The organism is Methanobrevibacter sp. UBA188 (assembly GCF_905234905.1).
In the GTDB taxonomy this organism is placed as follows: domain Archaea; phylum Methanobacteriota; class Methanobacteria; order Methanobacteriales; family Methanobacteriaceae; genus Methanocatella.
In genome coordinates, this window is sequence record NZ_CAJOJM010000018.1 from 1 (window position 1) to 17752 (window position 17752).

Below are 17752 nucleotides of genomic sequence, written 5' to 3' on the forward strand. Positions count from 1 at the left end.
TAACTGATGAAAAAATGAACCTCTGGAACAGGGGGGATAGCACGGTAATCCTACTCTCGTGGGAGAGTATCAGCCCGTGAAGTAAGAATCCTCGACTTCACCAAAGTCGAGGTAGTTCAAAACTTACTAATTAATGAAATTTACCCATTATGGAAAAAACAATTTAACAAGTTAAAATCAACATTATTAAATCCATATAAATTTATATTTATAGAATAGTTATAAAATAAGTTTATTTTAATAAATAAAAGTAAATATTGCTTTAAATTTGTAAAAATTATATATATTACCTTTAATTAATAACAATATGTGCTAGCATTATTTCTTAATGATTTCATGAAATCTAAAAAAAATGGTTGATGTGATTATGATTATTAAGAAAAAAGTTCATCATCCCAATGATGTTTCAGTTAAATATTTTCAGGCTACAGAAGCTAAAAAACTATTTGATTATTTCAAATTGCCAGGAAAGTTTGTTAAAAACTATTCACCAAGAGTGGTTAAAAGAGACGGGAGCGAACTTGAAATGGATTGGTTAATATTGGTTGATCCTGACAACAAAGAACTATTCGAAAGAATATTAATCAATATAGAATTTCAAACGCAAAGAGTGGATATGAGAAAAATTAAAGTTATTTCAGATTACAAGGACTATTCGAAAACCAATTTTGGATTTCCAGTACTTACAATCATTATAATATTTGATGAAAGAGAATTTGAAGCTTCATTAAAAGAATATGCAATTACAGCTTCAGATATCTTTAAACCTGTCTACATCCACAGGCCATGGAAAGTAATTGAAAAAAGATTAAATAATCTTGAAATCAAAATACAAAACAATGAAAAATTATCCCAAGATGAAGCATTTGACATTGCATTTCTTCCAATATTTTCTCCAAAACAAAAAGCAAAATCAGTAACAGAAAAAATCACCAACATTTTCAGCAACGACAATACAATAAAAGAACCATTAAGAAATGATATAGCTTACGTACTTGGAATAATGATAAGAAAATATTTTGATTTAACACCAAAAGGAAAGGAGTTGTTAAAGTTGATAGACAAAGAAATCAACAAATCTGATTTGATGGACGTCATCGAATACGAACTTGACTACAGAGATCAAGCACACAAAGCAAAAATCAAAGAAATAATAGACACAAAAAACAAAGAAATCACCGCAAAAGACAAAGAAATAAACACAAAAAACAAAGAAAATGCAAGATTAAAAGCAATACTTATAGAAAATAACATTGAATTTTAAACATCACCAAATTATTGCACAAAAAACATATCAATAATAACATTATTTAATGATAAAAACAAAATAATTTTTATGAATGTTGGAATAATCGGTGGAACTGACGGTTTGGGTAAAACACTCATTTATTACTTTAAAGACGAATTTGATGTATACATAACTGGACGGGACCACAAAAAAGGTAGAACTGTTGCTGATGAATTAGATGTAACTTATATTGAATCCAATGAAGGTTTAGCGAATATCAGTGATATGTTAATAGTCTCAGTCCCAATACAACATACCTGCGACGTTATCCGTGAAGTTGCACCCTACATGAAAGAAGGGACAGTCATGGTTGATGTTACTTCCGTAAAGGAAGGTCCTTCCAAAACAATGGCTGAAGTCCTGCCAGATACTATAGAATACATTCCAACACACCCCATTTTTGGTCCAAGAACCACAAGACTCGACAATCAGGTCATAGTATTGACTCCCGATAAAAAGGGCAAATGGTATGATAAAGTTTATAGATACCTTGAAAGCAAGAATATGAGAGTGATTGAAACCACCGCTGAAAAACACGATTTTATGATGAGTATCGTGCAGGTCTTAACTCATTTTTCATTTATTTCCACAGCTTCAGCGATTGAAAAGCTGAAAGTGGATTTGTCCGAAACTGAATATTATGAAAGTCCAATCTACAATCTGATGATTGATATGATTGCACGTATTGTTTCACAAAATCCATATTTGACATACAATATCCAATCCATGAATAGCAATGGTCCTAAAGTTAGAAATACATTTGCAGATGCAGTAATTGAACTGAGAGATGCAATCAACAATAAAGACGATGAGAAATTCATGGACATTGCAATCAATGCAACAAAACATATGGGTGATATTACAAACGCTTTAGGTAGAAGCGATAAGGCAATTGGTGCTCTGAGTTATGAATACAGCATACTGTCTGAATCCATTGGTAAAGAAGTTGGATTGAAGCACATATACTCTGGAAAAATTCATACCGGAATTTTAGAAAGTGTGGACGGCAAAACTGCAGTGCTGAAAAATGGAACAAAGACTAAAAAATTGCGAATAGCCAACATTAGAATATTGCTTGATAACGAACTTTATCAGTGGAAACTCGATAATCTGGATAAAAAAACCAAATCAATAAGTTGCATGTTCCCTAAAACCGCCCATGTTGAAACCATTCAAAAAACAGTGCTGAATATTGACAACATAATTGATATTAAATTAAAAGATGTCTATAATGGCCCGCAAATTGATGAGAATTCAATCAGCCTAACCTTTGAAGTTACCGCACTGTCCAATGAAGATATTGAAAATGTCAAAAAATTGTTCACAGGTTTTGGCGGAATTATAAGGTAATTTGTTTTAAGGAATACGAACAAATATTAAACTGTCAAAAAGTAATTAAATTTTAAATTAATCTATACCACCACCATATTAATTATTTTTAATAAATAAAAATATTAAATTAATTTTATCAAATATAATCTACATAAAACACCACATAGAAAATATAAACCCTAAAAAATCATTTTACAAATTTCCCCAAAACCGAAACCTTTATATAGTAAAACATACACAGATATCTTTGTCAATAAAGTTACAAAAAGTAACAAAAAGATTTTGACACATTAAAATTATTTACATTACAGCCATAAAAGGAGATGATTATCATGGCAAAAAATGAAATCACACTAAAAGTTGCAGAAGCAATATCACAAAAGGATGTTGGACAAGGCATAGCAAGACTTGATCCAAATGTAATGGATGATTTAGGAATCCACGAAAGGGATTTAATCGAAATTGTTGGTGATAGACGAACTGCGGCTATCGCTCTTCCTTCACAAACCGATATTGGTCTTGGAGTAATAAGAATTGATGGGTTAGTACGTAAAAACTCAGGGGCAACAATCGGTGGAGAAGTAACAATCAAAAAAACTCAAGCTACTGAAGCTAAAAAAGTTGTTTTAGCTCCAATCGAAGCTAATATTCGTGTTCAAGGTGATGTACGTGGATTATTTGCTGGAAAAGTAATGGTTCAAGGAGACATCATAGGATCACAAATCAGAGCATCAAAACCTAGCATGGGAAGAGGCTTTAATAGCATATTTGACGAATTGATGGACTTTACCCCTGCAATGAAAGAAATCAAATTTGCAGTAGTCTCCACAAGTCCAAAAGACATTGTCATTGTTGGCCCAAACACTGAAGTGCAACTACACGAAACACCAGTTGACGTAAGCAAAATCGAAGGTGTCGGAAACCTTGTAGATGTAAGCTACGAAGACATCGGTGGACTCAAAGAAGAAGTTAAAAAAGTAAGAGAAATGATTGAAATTCCTCTTAAAAGACCTGAACTCTTTGAAAAATTAGGTATTGCACCACCAAAAGGAGTATTGATGCATGGTCCTCCAGGAACCGGTAAAACATTACTGGCTAAAGCAGTAGCCAGTGAAAGTGATGCCCATTTCATTGCAATAAACGGGCCTGAAATTATGAGCAAATATGTAGGTGGATCTGAAGAAAACCTAAGAGAATACTTTGAGGAAGCTGAAGAAAACTCACCTTCAATCATATTTATAGATGAACTCGATGCAATCGCTCCAAAAAGAGAAGAAACCAATGGTGAAGCTGAAAGAAGAACCGTTGCTCAACTTTTAACTTTAATGGATGGTCTTAAATCCCGTGGCCAGGTGGTGGTTATTGGTGCAACCAACAGACCAGATTCACTTGACCCTGCACTTAGAAGACCTGGAAGATTTGATCGTGAAATCGAAATTGGGGTGCCTGATACTGAAGAGAGAAAAGAAGTATTGGAAATTCATACAAGAAACATGCCACTTGCAGATGATGTTGACCTCGACAAAATCGCAAACACAACACACGGATTTGTAGGTGCTGATCTTGAGTCATTGTGTAAAGAAGCGGCTATGAGAGTAGTTAGAAGAATACTGCCTGAAATTCAAAACGATGAAGAGATTCCAAAAGAAGTCATGGAAAAAATCGTCGTGACTGGAGACGACTTCAAAAATGCTCAAAAAGAAATCCAACCTTCAGCCCTAAGGGAAGTTCTCGTACAAATCCCTGACATCAAATGGGATGACGTTGGCGGACTTGAAGATGTAAAACAGGAATTAAAAGAAGCTGTTGAATGGCCTTTAAAACATCCTGAAACATTCCAACGTTTAGGAATAAGACCTCCAAAAGGAACACTTCTTTATGGAATTCCAGGAACAGGTAAAACATTGCTTGCAAAAGCTGTTGCAAGCGAAAGTGAAGCTAATTTCATTTCCGTTAAAGGTCCTGAACTCTTATCAAAATGGGTCGGAGAATCAGAAAAAGGAGTACGTGAAGTATTCAGAAAAGCAAAACAAGCATCTCCAACTGTAATATTCTTCGATGAAATAGATGCAATAGCCAGTACCCGTAGCAGTAATGATGGAGACAGCGGAGTCACAAAAAGAGTTGTTAACCAATTATTAACTGAAATGGATGGTTTGGAAGAACTTGAAGACGTTGCAATCATTGCAGCAACCAACAGACCAGACATTTTAGATGCAGGTTTAATGAGACCTGGAAGATTCGACAGACACATACAAGTAAAAGAGCCAGATGAAGAAGCAAGACTTGCGATCTTTAAAGTGCATACAAAAGATATGCCTTTAGCAGACGACGTTGACCTCAAAAAATTAGCAAAACACACCGAAGGATATGTAGGGGCAGATATCGAGTCAGTATGCCGTGAAGCAGCAATGCTCGCATTGAGAGATAACTTAGAAACCACTGAAATCTCAAACAAATACTTTAAAGAAGCAAGCGAAAAAGTGAAGCCTGGAAATAAAGAAGATGAACAATTAGTTCAATATATGTAAGGAAGAATAATCAATTCTTCCTTTTTCCTCCATTAAAATTATAAACTTTCTAACCATATTTAGTGGGAAGAACAGACCCTTCCCACACAACCTCCAAAATGATTAAAAGGTTCTAACCATATTTAACCCTGGGAAAGATACAGAAATCTTTCCCAAACCTCCATTTAACCAATAAATTCTCTACTACAAAATGGGAGAATATGGAATTCTCCCAAAATAATTAAAAATCAAATGACTATTTTTTTGGCAAAATATCTTCAGGAGGCAGTAAACCCCTGTTATGATATGGCTGACTCCTATACTTAATGAATGGGAATCTCGGACCGCTTACACCATATTTTGGATTATATCCGAATTTATTTATATATAAATATAAATCATCACGTTCATTTATCATTTCCTGCGTAACCAAATACAATGCTTTGGTGTCATCGATTGCCCTGTGAAAATTAACTTTTTCAAGATGATAATGATCAACTGCATCTACCAGCTTATGAGGATATTCCTTGCGATCCTTTAAAACGGATAAAGTATCTAGCCAATCCACATTTGAAACTATTTCATCAGCTTCATCTGGAAAATGTCTTTTAAGCAAATGATATACAAACAGCAAATCAAATTGACAGTTATGAGCAATCATCAAGGTGCCGGGAGTCATATTATCTTTTAAGTCCCGAGCAACATTCTCTTCTTTTTCCCCATCATTTACCAGCATCGCATTTGTAATGCCAGTAATCTTAGTAATTCTTGGATGCAAAGGTTCTCCAATGTCAACGAACTCATCATACTCTGTCATCTGACCGTCTTCATCAATCAGCATTGCAAGCTCGATTATCTTGCAATTTCTACAATCCAAACCACTTGTTTCAGTATCGAAATATATTGTCTTCATAATCTTGCCTAAAGTAATTTATGAGGTGCATCATCCTTATTTCTCGGATAAACATTAGTTGAAAGAGGCTTACCTATTTTTTCAAGTCTGATATCCAATAGCCTTCGGCCGTCTTCACTTGCACAAAAGATTGGAACTTTAACACCATAGTAATAAGGTTCGTATTTATCAGCATATTCTGAAATGGCTTTTGAAGCACATGCTGTGACAATATCAGCATTATCAAATAGCATTCCGACCTTATCCGGTTCAATACCTGTTGTATGGGCTACAAAAATGTAAATGTTCACATCATCATCCGCAGGATAATCTCTAATATCTTTAACCATTGGAGAAGGCAATATAGTTATAGCAATATTCTTATACCCCTTATCCAATGCCAATTTCAAGCCTTCAAGCTGATTCAACTCGGCGGTTTTCGGATCCAGTATGACCGAATCCCTCTCTTCCAATTTTTTGATGACTTCAGGAATTGGAGTTGTACTTATGAGACCGGATACCCTTCCTCCGACACCCTGCACAACACGAGGATTGGTCATCAACAATGTTCCGGCACCATCACATGCCCCTACAACACAATCGATGTTTCCTTTTTCCATATTTGTTTTGAGAATTTCTGAAATGCCCACAGTTACTGCATCATCCATTTCCACTACTCTGTCTGGTGTGCACATACCGAAGTCTTCGATTCTGAAGTTAATGTTTTTGCGTATAAATTCCTCGTTCAGTTCATCTACACCATGCATTGCATGAAACATCGGACAGTAAGTCATTTCAGATGATCCAACACTTGTTATTTCACCGTTTTCAATGACAACTTCAACCTTTCCCAATGTTTCAATAACATGTCTGTCTTCAACCATATAATCACCAACTAATTAATAGTATTAAACTTTTAATATAATAACTTAATTCTATATACTTGAACAAACAGAATTATTAATGATTAGTCAACATGAGGGATAAATTTGACTCAAAAAAGTGAAGCGCAAAAAGGCAATATCACTCCAGAAATGGAGTTCGTTGCACAAAAAGAGAATATTGATGTAAATAAACTAGCCAGATTAATAGATAAGGGATTAGTTGTAATTCCTAAAAACATATACGGCAAGTCAAAACCTTGCGGTATTGGTGAAGGCCTTAAAACCAAAATTAATGCAAATATAGGTTCATCATCCAAAATTGATGATATCGAACTGGAAGTTAACAAAGCGAAATTGGCTCAGGAATATGGGGCTGACGCACTTATGGATTTGTCAACAGGTTCCGACTTGAAATTATTCAGAAAAAGAATTATGGAAGCTGTGGACTTATGTATCGGAACCGTACCAATTTATGAAGCAGGCGTTGTGACCTTGGATAAAGGCAAAGAAATTATTGATATGGACCCTGATGATATCTTTAAGGCCATTGAAAATCAGGCAAAAGAAGGGGTGGATTTTATGACACTTCACTGCGGCATTACAAAGGATCTTGTTCAAAAGCTGAAAGATGCAAATAGAATGATGGGAATTGTCAGCCGTGGAGGAACATTTATGGCTTCTTGGATTAACCACAATGGAGAAGAAAATCCATTATATGAAAATTACGATTATTTACTTGAATTATCTTATGAATACGACATTACATTATCTCTGGGTGATGGTCTAAGGCCGGGCTGTCTAGCAGATGCAAGCGATATCCCTCAAATTCAAGAACTTGTAAATTTAGGTACTTTGGTTAAAAGAGCACAGGATGCCAATGTCCAGGTAATGGTGGAAGGACCAGGACACATGCCACTAAATCAAATCAAGGCAAATATGGAAATCCAAAAGACAATATGTCATGGCGCTCCGTTTTATGTTTTAGGCCCTTTGGTAACTGATATTGCACCAGGTTATGACCATATTACAGGAGCAATTGGCGGAGCAATAGCTGCAACAGCAGGCGCCAACTTTTTGTGTTACGTGACCCCTGCAGAACACTTGTCTCTGCCTAGCCTGGAAGATGTTAAGGAAGGAGTAATAGCTTCCAAAATTGCTGCCGAAGCTGCAGATGTTGCAAAAGGACTTGACTCAGCATGGACCCGTGAGCGTGCAATGGCAAAGGCCAGACGGGAATTTGACTGGGAAGCTCAATTTGACCTGGCATTAGACAAATCCAAACCTAGAAAGTATCGTGACAAATGTGAACTTGATGACAATGAAATGTGTGCAATGTGTGGAGAGTATTGTGCAGTAAAAATAGCTAAAGGAGACTTCTAATGAAATATCAGGAATTAGTAGACGTTTACTCCGCACTCGAAGCGACTACAAAAAGACTTGAAAAAACAGAAATAATAGCCGAATACTTGAAAAAATTAGATTCCGACACAATTGAAAAGGTAGGTCTGTTAATTCTTGGAGTCGTGTTTCCTGCATGGAGTTCTGAAGAAATTGGAATTGGTGGAAAGCTTGTTGAAAGGGCAGTAGCTGAAGCTGTTGGAACCACACAGGCTGCTGTTGAAGATGCCGTTCGTGATGAAGGTGACATCGGCCTTGCATGCATCAAATTATATGCAAAAAAATCCCAAATGACATTTTTCTCACAGCCATTGACAATCGATTTTGTCTTCAATAGTCTTCGAAAATTATCCAAAATCAGCGGTTCACGTTCAACAAACCGTAAAATTGCAGTCATCCTGGAATTGCTATCACAGGCCAGCGCTACAGAAGCAAAATATTTAACTCGTACAATCACAGAGGAGCTTAGAATCGGTGTTGGTGATGGAGTGGTAAGGGATGCAATAGCCCAGGCATTTGACATTGACAAGGGAGTTGTCGAAAGAGCCCAGATGCTTACCAATGACTTTTCCGTTGTTGCAAGGACTGCCAAAGAGGAAGGGGAAGCAGGCCTTAAAAAACTTAACTTGACCCCTGGAACACCGGTTAAGCCAATGCTTGCACAGCTTGCACCGCCCCTTGATGAAATCATTCCCGAAATGGGCGAAGCAATCTGCGATACAAAATACGACGGCATCAGGCTTCAGGTTCATAGAAGCTCCGATGAAATCAACATATTCACACGAAGACTTGAAAACATTACCCACGCACTTCCGGAAATCGTTGAACTCTTCGATGAGCACCTGCCTCATGAAGACTATATTGTGGAAGGCGAAGTAATAGCTACAAGGGATGGAAAGCCACTGCCTTTCCAGAATATTCTGCATAGAGTCAGAAGAAAACACAATGTTGAGGAAGCTATGGAAAATGTTCCATTAAAGGTATTCCTGTTTGACGTGATGTATTATAAGGCTCCAATGATTGATGAACCTCTGAAAGTCAGAAGAGAAACATTAGAAAGCATTGTAGATACATCCGTTGATGAAATGAACTTGAGTACAATGAAAGTCGGAACTCCGGACAATATCGGCGAGCTTCAGGAACTCTTTGAAAAATCAATTAATGAAGGTCATGAAGGAATCATGATTAAGGATGCATCAGCACCATACATTCCAGGTTTAAGAGGTAAAAAAATGCTTAAATACAAAGCCGAACCTGAAACATTGGATATGATTGTTGTCGGAGGAACCTACGGAATAGGAAAACGTGGAGATTTTGTCGGATCATACCTTGTGGCTTTAAGGGATGACAACGATGACTTTAAAACTGTCGCTTATGCCGCAACAGGCCTTGATGATGCCACACTCGAATACCTGACCGGGAAAATGAAAGAGCTTGAAATTTCAACCAAAGGTCGTGAAATCAAGGTTGAACCTAAAATAATTCTGGAAATTGCATTTTCAGAAATTGTAGAATCACCAGAATATGAGACCGGATATTCACTAAGGTTCCCTGTCGTTAAAAACATCAGAAAGGACAAAGGTCCAATGGACGTTGATACTGTTGAAAGACTACTTTCAATGTACCACACAGGAAATTAGACTTCAGGCAATTTTCTGACTTTAAAAATAACTGTTCTTGTAAGAGGATAAACAATAATTTCATAAACTGTTTTGAACAATGCTTGTGCTACAATCATCAAAAGCAGTGCTTCCAAAGGCATTGTTCCCAAAAATCCTATGAAAATGAACACTATAGCATCCAAACCTTCACCGAAAAGTGTTGACACTATACATCTGAAAAAGAGTTTATTCTCATCCCATTTTTTCAGATAAACCATTACTTTTGCATTTACAAGTGAACCTGCCAAATATGCTGCAAAGCTAGCAACCAAAAGTCTAAAGGTACTTCCCAGAACAATGCTGAAAGCTTCAGAGTTTTCAAAAAATGCCGGTGCAGGCAAAAGAATTGTTATCTGATAGCATATTACCGCAACAAGATTCATGAAAAATCCAAGCAGGATTACCTTTCTAGCCTTTTCATAACCATAGATTTCAGCCAAAACATCATTGACAATATAAATTACCGGAAATATTACAACACCGCACGGCAATGTAAATGAGAAGAAATCGAATGTTTTGCCAGCAATGATATTTGACACAATCAGCGATGCGGTAAAAATACCGGTCAATATTGCATACAATTCTGTTTTGGTCATATCTTCAAACATACTCATACTATATTTCTCATTTCAGATAAATCTTACAGATTGAAATCCTATCAGCTATTTTTACTTTAAAAAATAATAAAGACTTATGGAAATTACAGACGACAAATTATTGAAAATAGCTTTAATAACCTCACTTGTTGGAATAATCGGCCTAATCATATTTACTCCGACAATCGAGGTTAAGGAAATTGAACTAAAAGACATAAATAGGGGAATGATAGATGAAGAGGTAAAGGTTAGCTGTGTAGTCCAGGACATCTCCCAGTCAAAATCCAAGAGCAGTTATTTTTTAACGATAAATGACGGCACGGCGCAGATGCCATTGATAATTTTTGAAAGTCAGGCAGGCGAAATCCAATCCAATAATCTGGACATCAATGATTTTAAAGATAAAAAAGTAGAAGTTGTCGGAAAAGTTACCGAATACAACTCCCAGTTGGAATTAATTTTATCTTCAGGAGACAGTCTGAAAATAGCTAGTTAAATGAATAGATATTTATTAACTAAAATCCAAAAATAATATAAAATAAAATTTTAAGGATTTAATAAAATGTCAGATAAAAAACGATTATTTGGAACATTTGGAGTCAGAAGAACTGCAAATGATGTTTTAACTCCTGAGTTTGCATCAAGACTTGCTGCTTGTTATGGAACTCAAATTCAAGGTACTGTAGCTGTTGGTGGAGATACAAGAACATCCAGTCCGATGTTAATGGAAGCTGTAAAAGCAGGACTTCTATCTTCAGGATGTGATGTTGTGGATTTAGGAATATTGCCAACACCAGGAGTTCAATATGCTGTACGCAAATATTACGATGGCGGAGTGATGATTACTGCTTCACATAACCCTCCGAAATATAACGGATTGAAGTTTTTAGATGAATTCGGTATTGGAATTCCTGACGAAATGGATCTTGCAATTGAAAAGTTATACTTTGATAGTGAACCTAAAAGGGCTCATTGGTCTGAAATTGGCCAAATCTATAAAAACGACAAGATTATTGATGAATACATCGAAGAAGCAATCTCCAAGGTTGACGTTGAAGCCATCAGAGAAGCTAATTTGAAAGTTGTTGTTGACTGCGGCTCCGGTGCCGGATCATATACCGCACCATATCTCATCAGAAAACTTGGATGTGAAGTTACAACACTTAACTGTCAAGCTGACGGATTTTTCCCAGGCCGTGACCCTGAACCAATCGAAGAGAACTTACAGGAACTAATCAGTGTTGTTAAAGAGCTTAATGCAGATATAGGTCTTGCACATGACGGAGATGCAGACAGAACCATCTGTATCGATGAAAATGGTAAATTTGTCTTAGGAGATAAAACATTTACCCTTGTTGAAAAGCAAATGCTTAAGGAAAACAATGGCGGAACCATAGTTACAACCGTTGCAACATCCCAGGCAATTTATGACATCGCTGATGAGTACAACGGTAAGGTAATAGCAACTGCTGTAGGAGATTTGCTTGTAGCCCGTAAGCTCAAGGATGAAAACGGATTGTTTGGAGGAGAAGAAAACGGAGGTTTGATTTTCCCTGACTTCGTTTATGGAAGGGATGCAGTAATGACTGTAGCTAAAATCCTGGAAACCATTGCAAAAGAGAAAAAATCCCTTTCCGAATTGGTAAGTGAACTGCCGGTTTACTATTCCAGCAAAATGAAAATCGAATGTAGTGACGACCAAAAACAGGATGTGATGACCAGCATTGCCGATGAGATTAAAACTACAACCGATTTTGAACTTGACTTGACAGATGGTGTTAAAATCCTTAAAGAAGATGGTTGGGTAATCATAAGACCATCCGGAACAGAACCAATTTTCAGATGCTTTGCCGAATCAGATTCACAACAAAAAGCGGATGAAATGACCGAATGGGGAATCGGTTTAATTAAAAAATACAAAAAATAATTAAACTCCCACCATCACCCATTTTTCTTTTCACCAAATTGATTTTATGATGAATTAAAAAATATCTTACAAATAGAAACCTAATTTTAAAGGAATCATTTTTAAAAATAACCAACATTAAAATGAAAAATAGTTAATTTGATGTTGGTAATCTACATCAAAAGTTTTCCAAACATTCTTCTTTTAAGAAAAAGGCATCCTCATTGTCAGGACTTCTCAGCAATACCTGATTGAAACTGTCAACAGCCTCTTCAAATTTGCCAAGTTCCATCAAGACAACACCCTTATTGAGTAAAAAGTCGATGTTATATTTTTCAAGAGAAATAGCTTTGTTAAAACAGTCCAACGCTTCATCAAATTTTCCAAGGTCAATGAATGCATTGCCCATCCTATTGATTGCGGCAGCATCCATTTCAGAATCATCCAGACATAGTTCAACAGCCTTGTCAAATGATTCAATAGCATCTTCCAATCTGCCCATATCTGTCAGAAGGTTTCCCCGAGAGTTCCATACTTCAGGATTTTCACCATCAATGACAATCAGCTTATCATAAACCCTCAATGCCTGATCATATCTTCCAAGCATTTCCAAAATAAATCCCCTCCAATAAAGAACTATAGGATTGCTTGGAGCAAAATTATAAGCAATGGTACTTGCCTTATAAGCTTCATTAATATTTCCTGAGTTTAAAAGGGCGATGGCCTTGTTATTTAAGATATACTCATTATCTGGTTCCAGTTCCAATGCCTTGTCATAACATTCGATTGCATCGATGAACCTTCCCAGCCTAGATAGGTTATCCCCCTGTTTGTTAAGCAGATATACATCATCAGGGTCAAGTCTTAGGGCAGCATCATAACACATTGTGGATTTATCGAATTTACCGCTGTCAAAAAGAATATCGGCCCGTTTCATTATCATTGCCTTTTCATCTATTTTGTCACCTTTCCAATCGTCAATGTGGAGTTTTTCAAAATAGATTATTTGGAATTCTTCAGATTTGTCAATACGCCCACCATACATCTTTTTGAATTCTCTAAGCATGTCCTTTGCATCCTTAAAGCCTTCCTGTATGGCCAGTTCCTCATTGCCTTCAATCTCACTGAAAGATATGTCTTCCACATCAGTAACGATTGCTTCGAAAATCTTCATCTTTTCTTTAGAAACTAAATTCCAGTAACAATATAATCTGTCACCTTTCTTAAGAGGAGTTTTCCAAGTTTTACGAATGGTTCTTGTTTTTTTACCAGTAATAACATCAATATCATTACTTGAAAAAGATAAAATTGGCATTTTGACCTCCTACTTAATAATTTCTTCACCGAATTCGGCGCTTTTTACCTTGACATGACCATCAAAATTATCCATGATTTCTTCGGCCAGTTTTCTTAAATCATGAGGATTAGGAACTTCAACTTCCTCCAGGGCAGGATCAAGAACATTCTTGTTTCTGAACTGCTGAATGGTATAGACATCACCTTCAATATCACCGACAAGATTGCGAATATCTTTTTTAGTGTGTAATGTTGGAACGTAAGTTGTTCTAAGCTCAAGATGAACATTAGGGTCACGGTTTATTAGCTCCATAGATTTTTTGACATTGAAACCCACATTGGAGCCTGTGATTTTTCTGTATTTTGGAAAAGTGGTTTTAATATCTAGTGAAACGTAATCAAGCAATTCCAGGTCAAGGAGTTTTTGTATTTTATCCGGATAAATTCCACTGGTGTCCAATTTGGTTTTAAGACCGATTTCACGAACATATTTGAATATGTCAATTACTGCATCAGTCTGAACCAATGGCTCCCCGCCCGAAACTACAATCGCATCTAAAAAATCGGCTGCGGAATCTATTTCGGACGTGACTTTATCCAATGTCCATTGAGTATTATCCTCCAATAGCTCCACATTATGACAATATCTGCAAGCCAGCGGACATTTGGACATGAAAATAACTAAAGACATATTTCCATGAAATTCCACTGAAGATATTACAGTTCCACCAATATACATTTAACTTAAAACCTCTTTGATAATATCAATAAATTTCTTGTCTTCTTCAAGGGTACAAATACTGATTCTAATCCAATATTCGTCCAGACCCTTAAATGAAGTACAATCACGAACAATGATACCTCGTTTCATAAGCTCCAAAGCCAATTCGGATGCTGTAAAACCTGTGTCCTTAATGCCTATCAGCATGAAATTGGATTTTGATGGAAATACATTAAGTGAATCGATTTTTGATAGTTCATCGTATAAATATTGCCTTGACTCAATTCCCTTTTCTATTGATTCTGCAATGTATTGCCTATCCTGAAAAGTATTTAGAGCTGCAACAAAAGACAGTCTTGTAAGAGAAAATACAGGTTTTATCCTGTGCATGTATTCAATGATTTCAGGACATGCAAGACCGTATCCAATTCTCATTCCTGCAAGGCCTAAAACCTTTGACATGGTTCGGATTATAAAAATATTATCGTATTCATTGATTAAATCCTTGTTTGTGACTTCTGAATATTCAAAGTAAGCCTCATCAACAACAATCAAAATTTCCGGATTTTTTGATGCAATATCTGAGAGAACTTCCTTATCGATTAATGTTCCTGTCGGGTTATTTGGACTGCACAAGAAAATCATTTTGGTTTTGTCTGTGATTGCTTCAAAAATTGAGTCAACATCCAACTCATTTTTATCCAAATCCCATTTTGCATAAACCGGATGGGCACCATACTGTTGCAGCAGGTATTCATAATACATATAAGATGGTAGGGGAACGATAAATTCATCCCCATCATCAATGAATGTTTTTGCAAGCACATCAATGATTTCGTCAGCACCATCTCCACCGATTATAACCTGAGAATCATCAACATCACTGTAATCAGCAATTTCAGCTACGAGTTCCTTTAGTTGAGATTCAGGATATCTGTTGATTGATTTGATTTCATTTTTAATAGCTTCCATAGCTTTCGGAGATGGACCCCATGGATTTTCATTGGAACCCAGCTTAATAATCTCATCTTTGTTCAAATTGAATTCCTGTGCAATTTCATCTTGTGATCTTCCGGGAACATAAGAATCCATTTCGTCTACAATTTGTCTAGGTTTCATATTTTAGTCTTCCTTATATTGTTTGGAAAGTTTTACGTAATTGTCAGCATTATTTTGAATTAAGTTAATTTGCTCTTCACTAACCTGTTTAATGGCTTTGGCAGGAACTCCCAATATCAAACTGCCTTCTGGAAATTCTTTTCCTTCACTTACAACTGCTCCTGCACCTATAATTGAATTCTTACCAATGCGAGCACCATTCAATACAGTTGCATTCATTCCAACAAGAACGTTGTCTTCCAATTTGCAACCGTGAACAACAGCACCATGTCCAACAGAAACGTTTTTTCCGATTTCTACCGGAAATCCTTTGGTACAGTGAACAACACAATTATCTTGGACATTTGAATTGTCTCCAATAGTGATGGAGTCAGTATCTCCTCTCAAGACAGCACCGTGCCAGATGGATACGTCTTCACCCAATTCAACATCACCAATTACTTGTGCACCAGGACATATTACAATAGAGTCTTTTTTATTTTCCATAATATCGCCTATCTATTTTTTATCTTGTATGATATGATTTTGTTTTACCAATACACGTGTATCGGAGGGTACATCATCATATAACAAAACCCCTGAACCGATAGTGGAGTTGTGGCCCACTTTCACACCTGGAGAGAAACTTGAATTGATACCTGTTTTAACAGAGTCTCCAATAATTGAACCAAGTTTACGCCTTCCACTGTCAATCATCTGATTTTTGATTTTGGTTTTAACAGACCTGTTGTCAAAACGCAGATTTGCGATGTTGGTTCCTGCAGCAATGTTACAATTGGATCCTATTACAGAGTCTCCGACATAACTCAAGTGGCTGACATTGGTGTTTTCCATAACGATTGAGTTTTTAATTTCAACTGCATTTCCCACATGCACATTGTCGCCAAAGTAGGAATTTCCACGAATATAAGAGTTAGGACCTATATCACAGTTTTTACCAATGTAAACATTTCCTTCAATGTAAACTCCTGCACGGATGATACTTCCCTCATCCAAAAATATTTCACCATGAATATGAGCTCCCTCTTCTACAATACCTTTGATTTCTGTTTTGAGTTGGCCTATCAATTCCTCATTAACTTCAATCAATTCCCATGGACGTCCTACATCAATCCAATCCTTGTTAGTTTTGTGACCAATCACATTTTTACCGTCTGCAATTTGCATTGACAATGAATCGGTAATTTCATATTCTCCTCTTTCTGAGATTTCTGTCTTTCTTATCTTGTCGAAAATGTCCTTATTGAAAATATAAATTCCAGTATTTACCAGATTACTTGGAGCTTCCTCTTTTTTAGGTTTTTCCACAATGCTTTTGATATTGCCGTCCTCAATTTCGACAACACCGAAAGCTGAAGGATCCTCAACTTCAGTCAAAACCATCAATGTATCAGGATTCATGTAATTATATTTTTTAATAATCTCATTGATTATTTCATCATCCAAGATAATATCTCCATTCAAAACTATTAAACTGTCTTCAATGAAGTCTTCACCATATGAAATTGCATTTGCAGTTCCCAGGAAATCTTTTTGAGTTTTATAAGTTATATTTACGCCGAAATCACTACCATCACCAAAGTAGTCACGAACCATTTCTTCCTTATACCGTACAATCAATAGAATGTCTGTTATCCCATTGTTTCTTAATGATTCTATATTGTACTGTATAATTGGTTTTCCGGCAACTGGTAACATGGTCTTAGGCTTTGTAAGTGTTAATGGCCTCATTCTAGACCCTTCACCAGCACTTAAAATAATTGCTTTCATTTTATATCCCCTTTATAAAATTTTCTTATAATGATATATGTTTAACTCTTTACTTATTAATTAACTTTCCTAAAAAAATAAGTAATTTTAAATATTAGTTAAAATAGAGTCAAAATATAATTAGCTATTATATTAATCATTAATAGTGAAACTTAAAAGGAGATTGTAAAAATGACCGTATATGTATGTTTACACTGCGAATACAGATTTGATACAGAAAAAGGAGACCCTGCATACAACATTCCTGCTGGAAAAACTCCTGCAGATATGCCAGATGACTGGGTTTGCCCAGAATGTGCTGCTCTTGGAGTAGAAGCATTTATTGTAGAAGAAGAATAAATCTTCTTCTTTCAACTATTTTTTTAATATTTTATCTAAA

General features: G+C 36.0%; 16 protein-coding genes. 8 read left to right on the plus strand and 8 right to left on the minus strand.

Features of this window, described 5'->3' with window-relative positions:
* Positions 1-367 precede the first annotated feature (367 nt).
* From QZ143_RS05180 to QZ143_RS05190, 3 genes are all read left to right on the plus strand, one after another.
* Entirely contained in the window at positions 368-1264 is an 897-nt protein-coding gene (locus QZ143_RS05180) for a hypothetical protein (RefSeq protein WP_292881878.1), read from the plus strand.
* Positions 1265-1327: 63 nt separating this feature from the next.
* The gene (locus QZ143_RS05185; protein ID WP_342765206.1) at positions 1328-2638 is read left to right on the plus strand and encodes a prephenate dehydrogenase; all 1311 of its coding nucleotides are present in this window, start codon (positions 1328-1330) and stop codon (positions 2636-2638) included.
* Between the two features lie 314 nt (positions 2639-2952).
* Positions 2953-5151, plus strand: a complete 2199-nt coding sequence (locus QZ143_RS05190; RefSeq protein WP_292881883.1) for a CDC48 family AAA ATPase — start codon at positions 2953-2955, stop codon at positions 5149-5151.
* A 235-nt stretch (positions 5152-5386) separates the two neighbouring features.
* Here QZ143_RS05190 and QZ143_RS05195 read toward each other — a convergent pair whose 3' ends face one another.
* Positions 5387-6043 (minus strand): 3'-5' exonuclease, encoded by a 657-nt coding sequence (locus tag QZ143_RS05195; RefSeq protein WP_292881886.1) that lies wholly within the window; start codon positions 6041-6043, stop codon positions 5387-5389.
* 8 nt (positions 6044-6051) lie between these two features.
* On the minus strand, positions 6052-6906 hold the full coding sequence (locus QZ143_RS05200) for a methanogenesis marker 8 protein (protein WP_292881889.1): 855 nt from the start codon (positions 6904-6906) through the stop codon (positions 6052-6054).
* A 105-nt stretch (positions 6907-7011) separates the two neighbouring features.
* On the opposite strand from QZ143_RS05200, the gene thiC reads away from it, so the two are divergent.
* Both thiC and QZ143_RS05210 read left to right on the plus strand, forming a co-directional pair.
* Positions 7012-8286, plus strand: coding sequence for a phosphomethylpyrimidine synthase (gene thiC / locus QZ143_RS05205; protein WP_292881891.1), 1275 nt, complete (start codon positions 7012-7014; stop codon positions 8284-8286).
* Positions 8286-9944 carry an ATP-dependent DNA ligase gene (locus QZ143_RS05210; protein ID WP_292881892.1) on the plus strand — a complete coding sequence of 553 codons (1659 nt, stop codon included), beginning with the start codon at positions 8286-8288 and terminating at the stop codon, positions 9942-9944. The genes thiC and QZ143_RS05210 overlap by 1 nt, the downstream gene beginning before the upstream one ends.
* On the opposite strand, the gene QZ143_RS05215 is transcribed toward QZ143_RS05210, so the two are convergent.
* Positions 9941-10573 (minus strand): queuosine precursor transporter, encoded by a 633-nt coding sequence (locus tag QZ143_RS05215; RefSeq protein WP_292881894.1) that lies wholly within the window; start codon positions 10571-10573, stop codon positions 9941-9943. The two genes, QZ143_RS05210 and QZ143_RS05215, sit on opposite strands and share 4 nt — an antisense overlap.
* 85 nt (positions 10574-10658) lie before the next feature.
* Between QZ143_RS05215 and QZ143_RS05220 the strand changes: the two genes are divergently transcribed.
* Both QZ143_RS05220 and glmM read left to right on the plus strand, forming a co-directional pair.
* Entirely contained in the window at positions 10659-11057 is a 399-nt protein-coding gene (locus QZ143_RS05220; RefSeq protein ID WP_292608780.1) for an RNA-binding protein, read from the plus strand.
* 66 nt (positions 11058-11123) lie between these two features.
* A complete protein-coding gene (gene glmM / locus QZ143_RS05225; protein ID WP_292608777.1) occupies positions 11124-12488 on the plus strand; it encodes a phosphoglucosamine mutase in 1365 nt (454 codons plus the stop codon).
* Positions 12489-12645: 157 nt separating this feature from the next.
* Here the strand turns inward: glmM and QZ143_RS05230 are convergent, their stop codons facing one another.
* From QZ143_RS05230 to glmU, 5 genes are read right to left on the minus strand one after another with little or no spacing between them, the layout of a single operon-like run.
* On the minus strand, positions 12646-13782 hold the full coding sequence (locus tag QZ143_RS05230; RefSeq protein ID WP_292608774.1) for a tetratricopeptide repeat protein: 1137 nt from the start codon (positions 13780-13782) through the stop codon (positions 12646-12648).
* A gap of 9 nt (positions 13783-13791) precedes the next feature.
* Entirely contained in the window at positions 13792-14502 is a 711-nt protein-coding gene (locus tag QZ143_RS05235) for an anaerobic ribonucleoside-triphosphate reductase activating protein (RefSeq protein WP_292881896.1), read from the minus strand.
* The gene (gene hisC, locus QZ143_RS05240; RefSeq protein WP_292881899.1) at positions 14503-15603 is read right to left on the minus strand and encodes a histidinol-phosphate transaminase; all 1101 of its coding nucleotides are present in this window, start codon (positions 15601-15603) and stop codon (positions 14503-14505) included.
* A 3-nt stretch (positions 15604-15606) separates the two neighbouring features.
* Positions 15607-16089: a gamma carbonic anhydrase family protein gene (locus tag QZ143_RS05245; RefSeq protein WP_292608764.1), complete on the minus strand. Its 483-nt coding sequence runs from the start codon at positions 16087-16089 to the stop codon at positions 15607-15609.
* 12 nt (positions 16090-16101) lie between these two features.
* A complete protein-coding gene (glmU, locus tag QZ143_RS05250; RefSeq protein ID WP_292881902.1) occupies positions 16102-17373 on the minus strand; it encodes a bifunctional sugar-1-phosphate nucleotidylyltransferase/acetyltransferase in 1272 nt (423 codons plus the stop codon).
* Between the two features lie 171 nt (positions 17374-17544).
* Between glmU and QZ143_RS05255 the strand changes: the two genes are divergently transcribed.
* Positions 17545-17712, plus strand: a complete 168-nt coding sequence (locus QZ143_RS05255) for a rubredoxin (protein ID WP_292881905.1) — start codon at positions 17545-17547, stop codon at positions 17710-17712.
* The last annotated feature ends 40 nt before the right edge of the window (positions 17713-17752 follow it).

Excerpts from the sequence above, each read along its gene's own strand:
- QZ143_RS05180 (WP_292881878.1), top strand. The coding sequence starts at position 368 with ATGATTATTAAGAAAAAAGTTCATCATCCCAATGATGTTTCAGTTAAA.
- QZ143_RS05190 (WP_292881883.1), top strand. The coding sequence starts at position 2,953 with ATGGCAAAAAATGAAATCACACTAAAAGTTGCAGAAGCAATATCACAA.
- QZ143_RS05195 (WP_292881886.1), bottom strand. The coding sequence starts at position 6,043 with ATGAAGACAATATATTTCGATACTGAAACAAGTGGTTTGGATTGTAGA.
- QZ143_RS05200 (WP_292881889.1), bottom strand. The coding sequence starts at position 6,906 with ATGGTTGAAGACAGACATGTTATTGAAACATTGGGAAAGGTTGAAGTT.
- QZ143_RS05210 (WP_292881892.1), top strand. The coding sequence starts at position 8,286 with ATGAAATATCAGGAATTAGTAGACGTTTACTCCGCACTCGAAGCGACT.
- QZ143_RS05215 (WP_292881894.1), bottom strand. The coding sequence starts at position 10,573 with ATGTTTGAAGATATGACCAAAACAGAATTGTATGCAATATTGACCGGT.
- QZ143_RS05220 (WP_292608780.1), top strand. The coding sequence starts at position 10,659 with ATGGAAATTACAGACGACAAATTATTGAAAATAGCTTTAATAACCTCA.
- glmM (WP_292608777.1), top strand. The coding sequence starts at position 11,124 with ATGTCAGATAAAAAACGATTATTTGGAACATTTGGAGTCAGAAGAACT.
- QZ143_RS05230 (WP_292608774.1), bottom strand. The coding sequence starts at position 13,782 with ATGCCAATTTTATCTTTTTCAAGTAATGATATTGATGTTATTACTGGT.
- QZ143_RS05235 (WP_292881896.1), bottom strand. The coding sequence starts at position 14,502 with ATGTATATTGGTGGAACTGTAATATCTTCAGTGGAATTTCATGGAAAT.
- hisC (WP_292881899.1), bottom strand. The coding sequence starts at position 15,603 with ATGAAACCTAGACAAATTGTAGACGAAATGGATTCTTATGTTCCCGGA.
- QZ143_RS05245 (WP_292608764.1), bottom strand. The coding sequence starts at position 16,089 with ATGGAAAATAAAAAAGACTCTATTGTAATATGTCCTGGTGCACAAGTA.
- glmU (WP_292881902.1), bottom strand. The coding sequence starts at position 17,373 with ATGAAAGCAATTATTTTAAGTGCTGGTGAAGGGTCTAGAATGAGGCCA.
- QZ143_RS05255 (WP_292881905.1), top strand. The coding sequence starts at position 17,545 with ATGACCGTATATGTATGTTTACACTGCGAATACAGATTTGATACAGAA.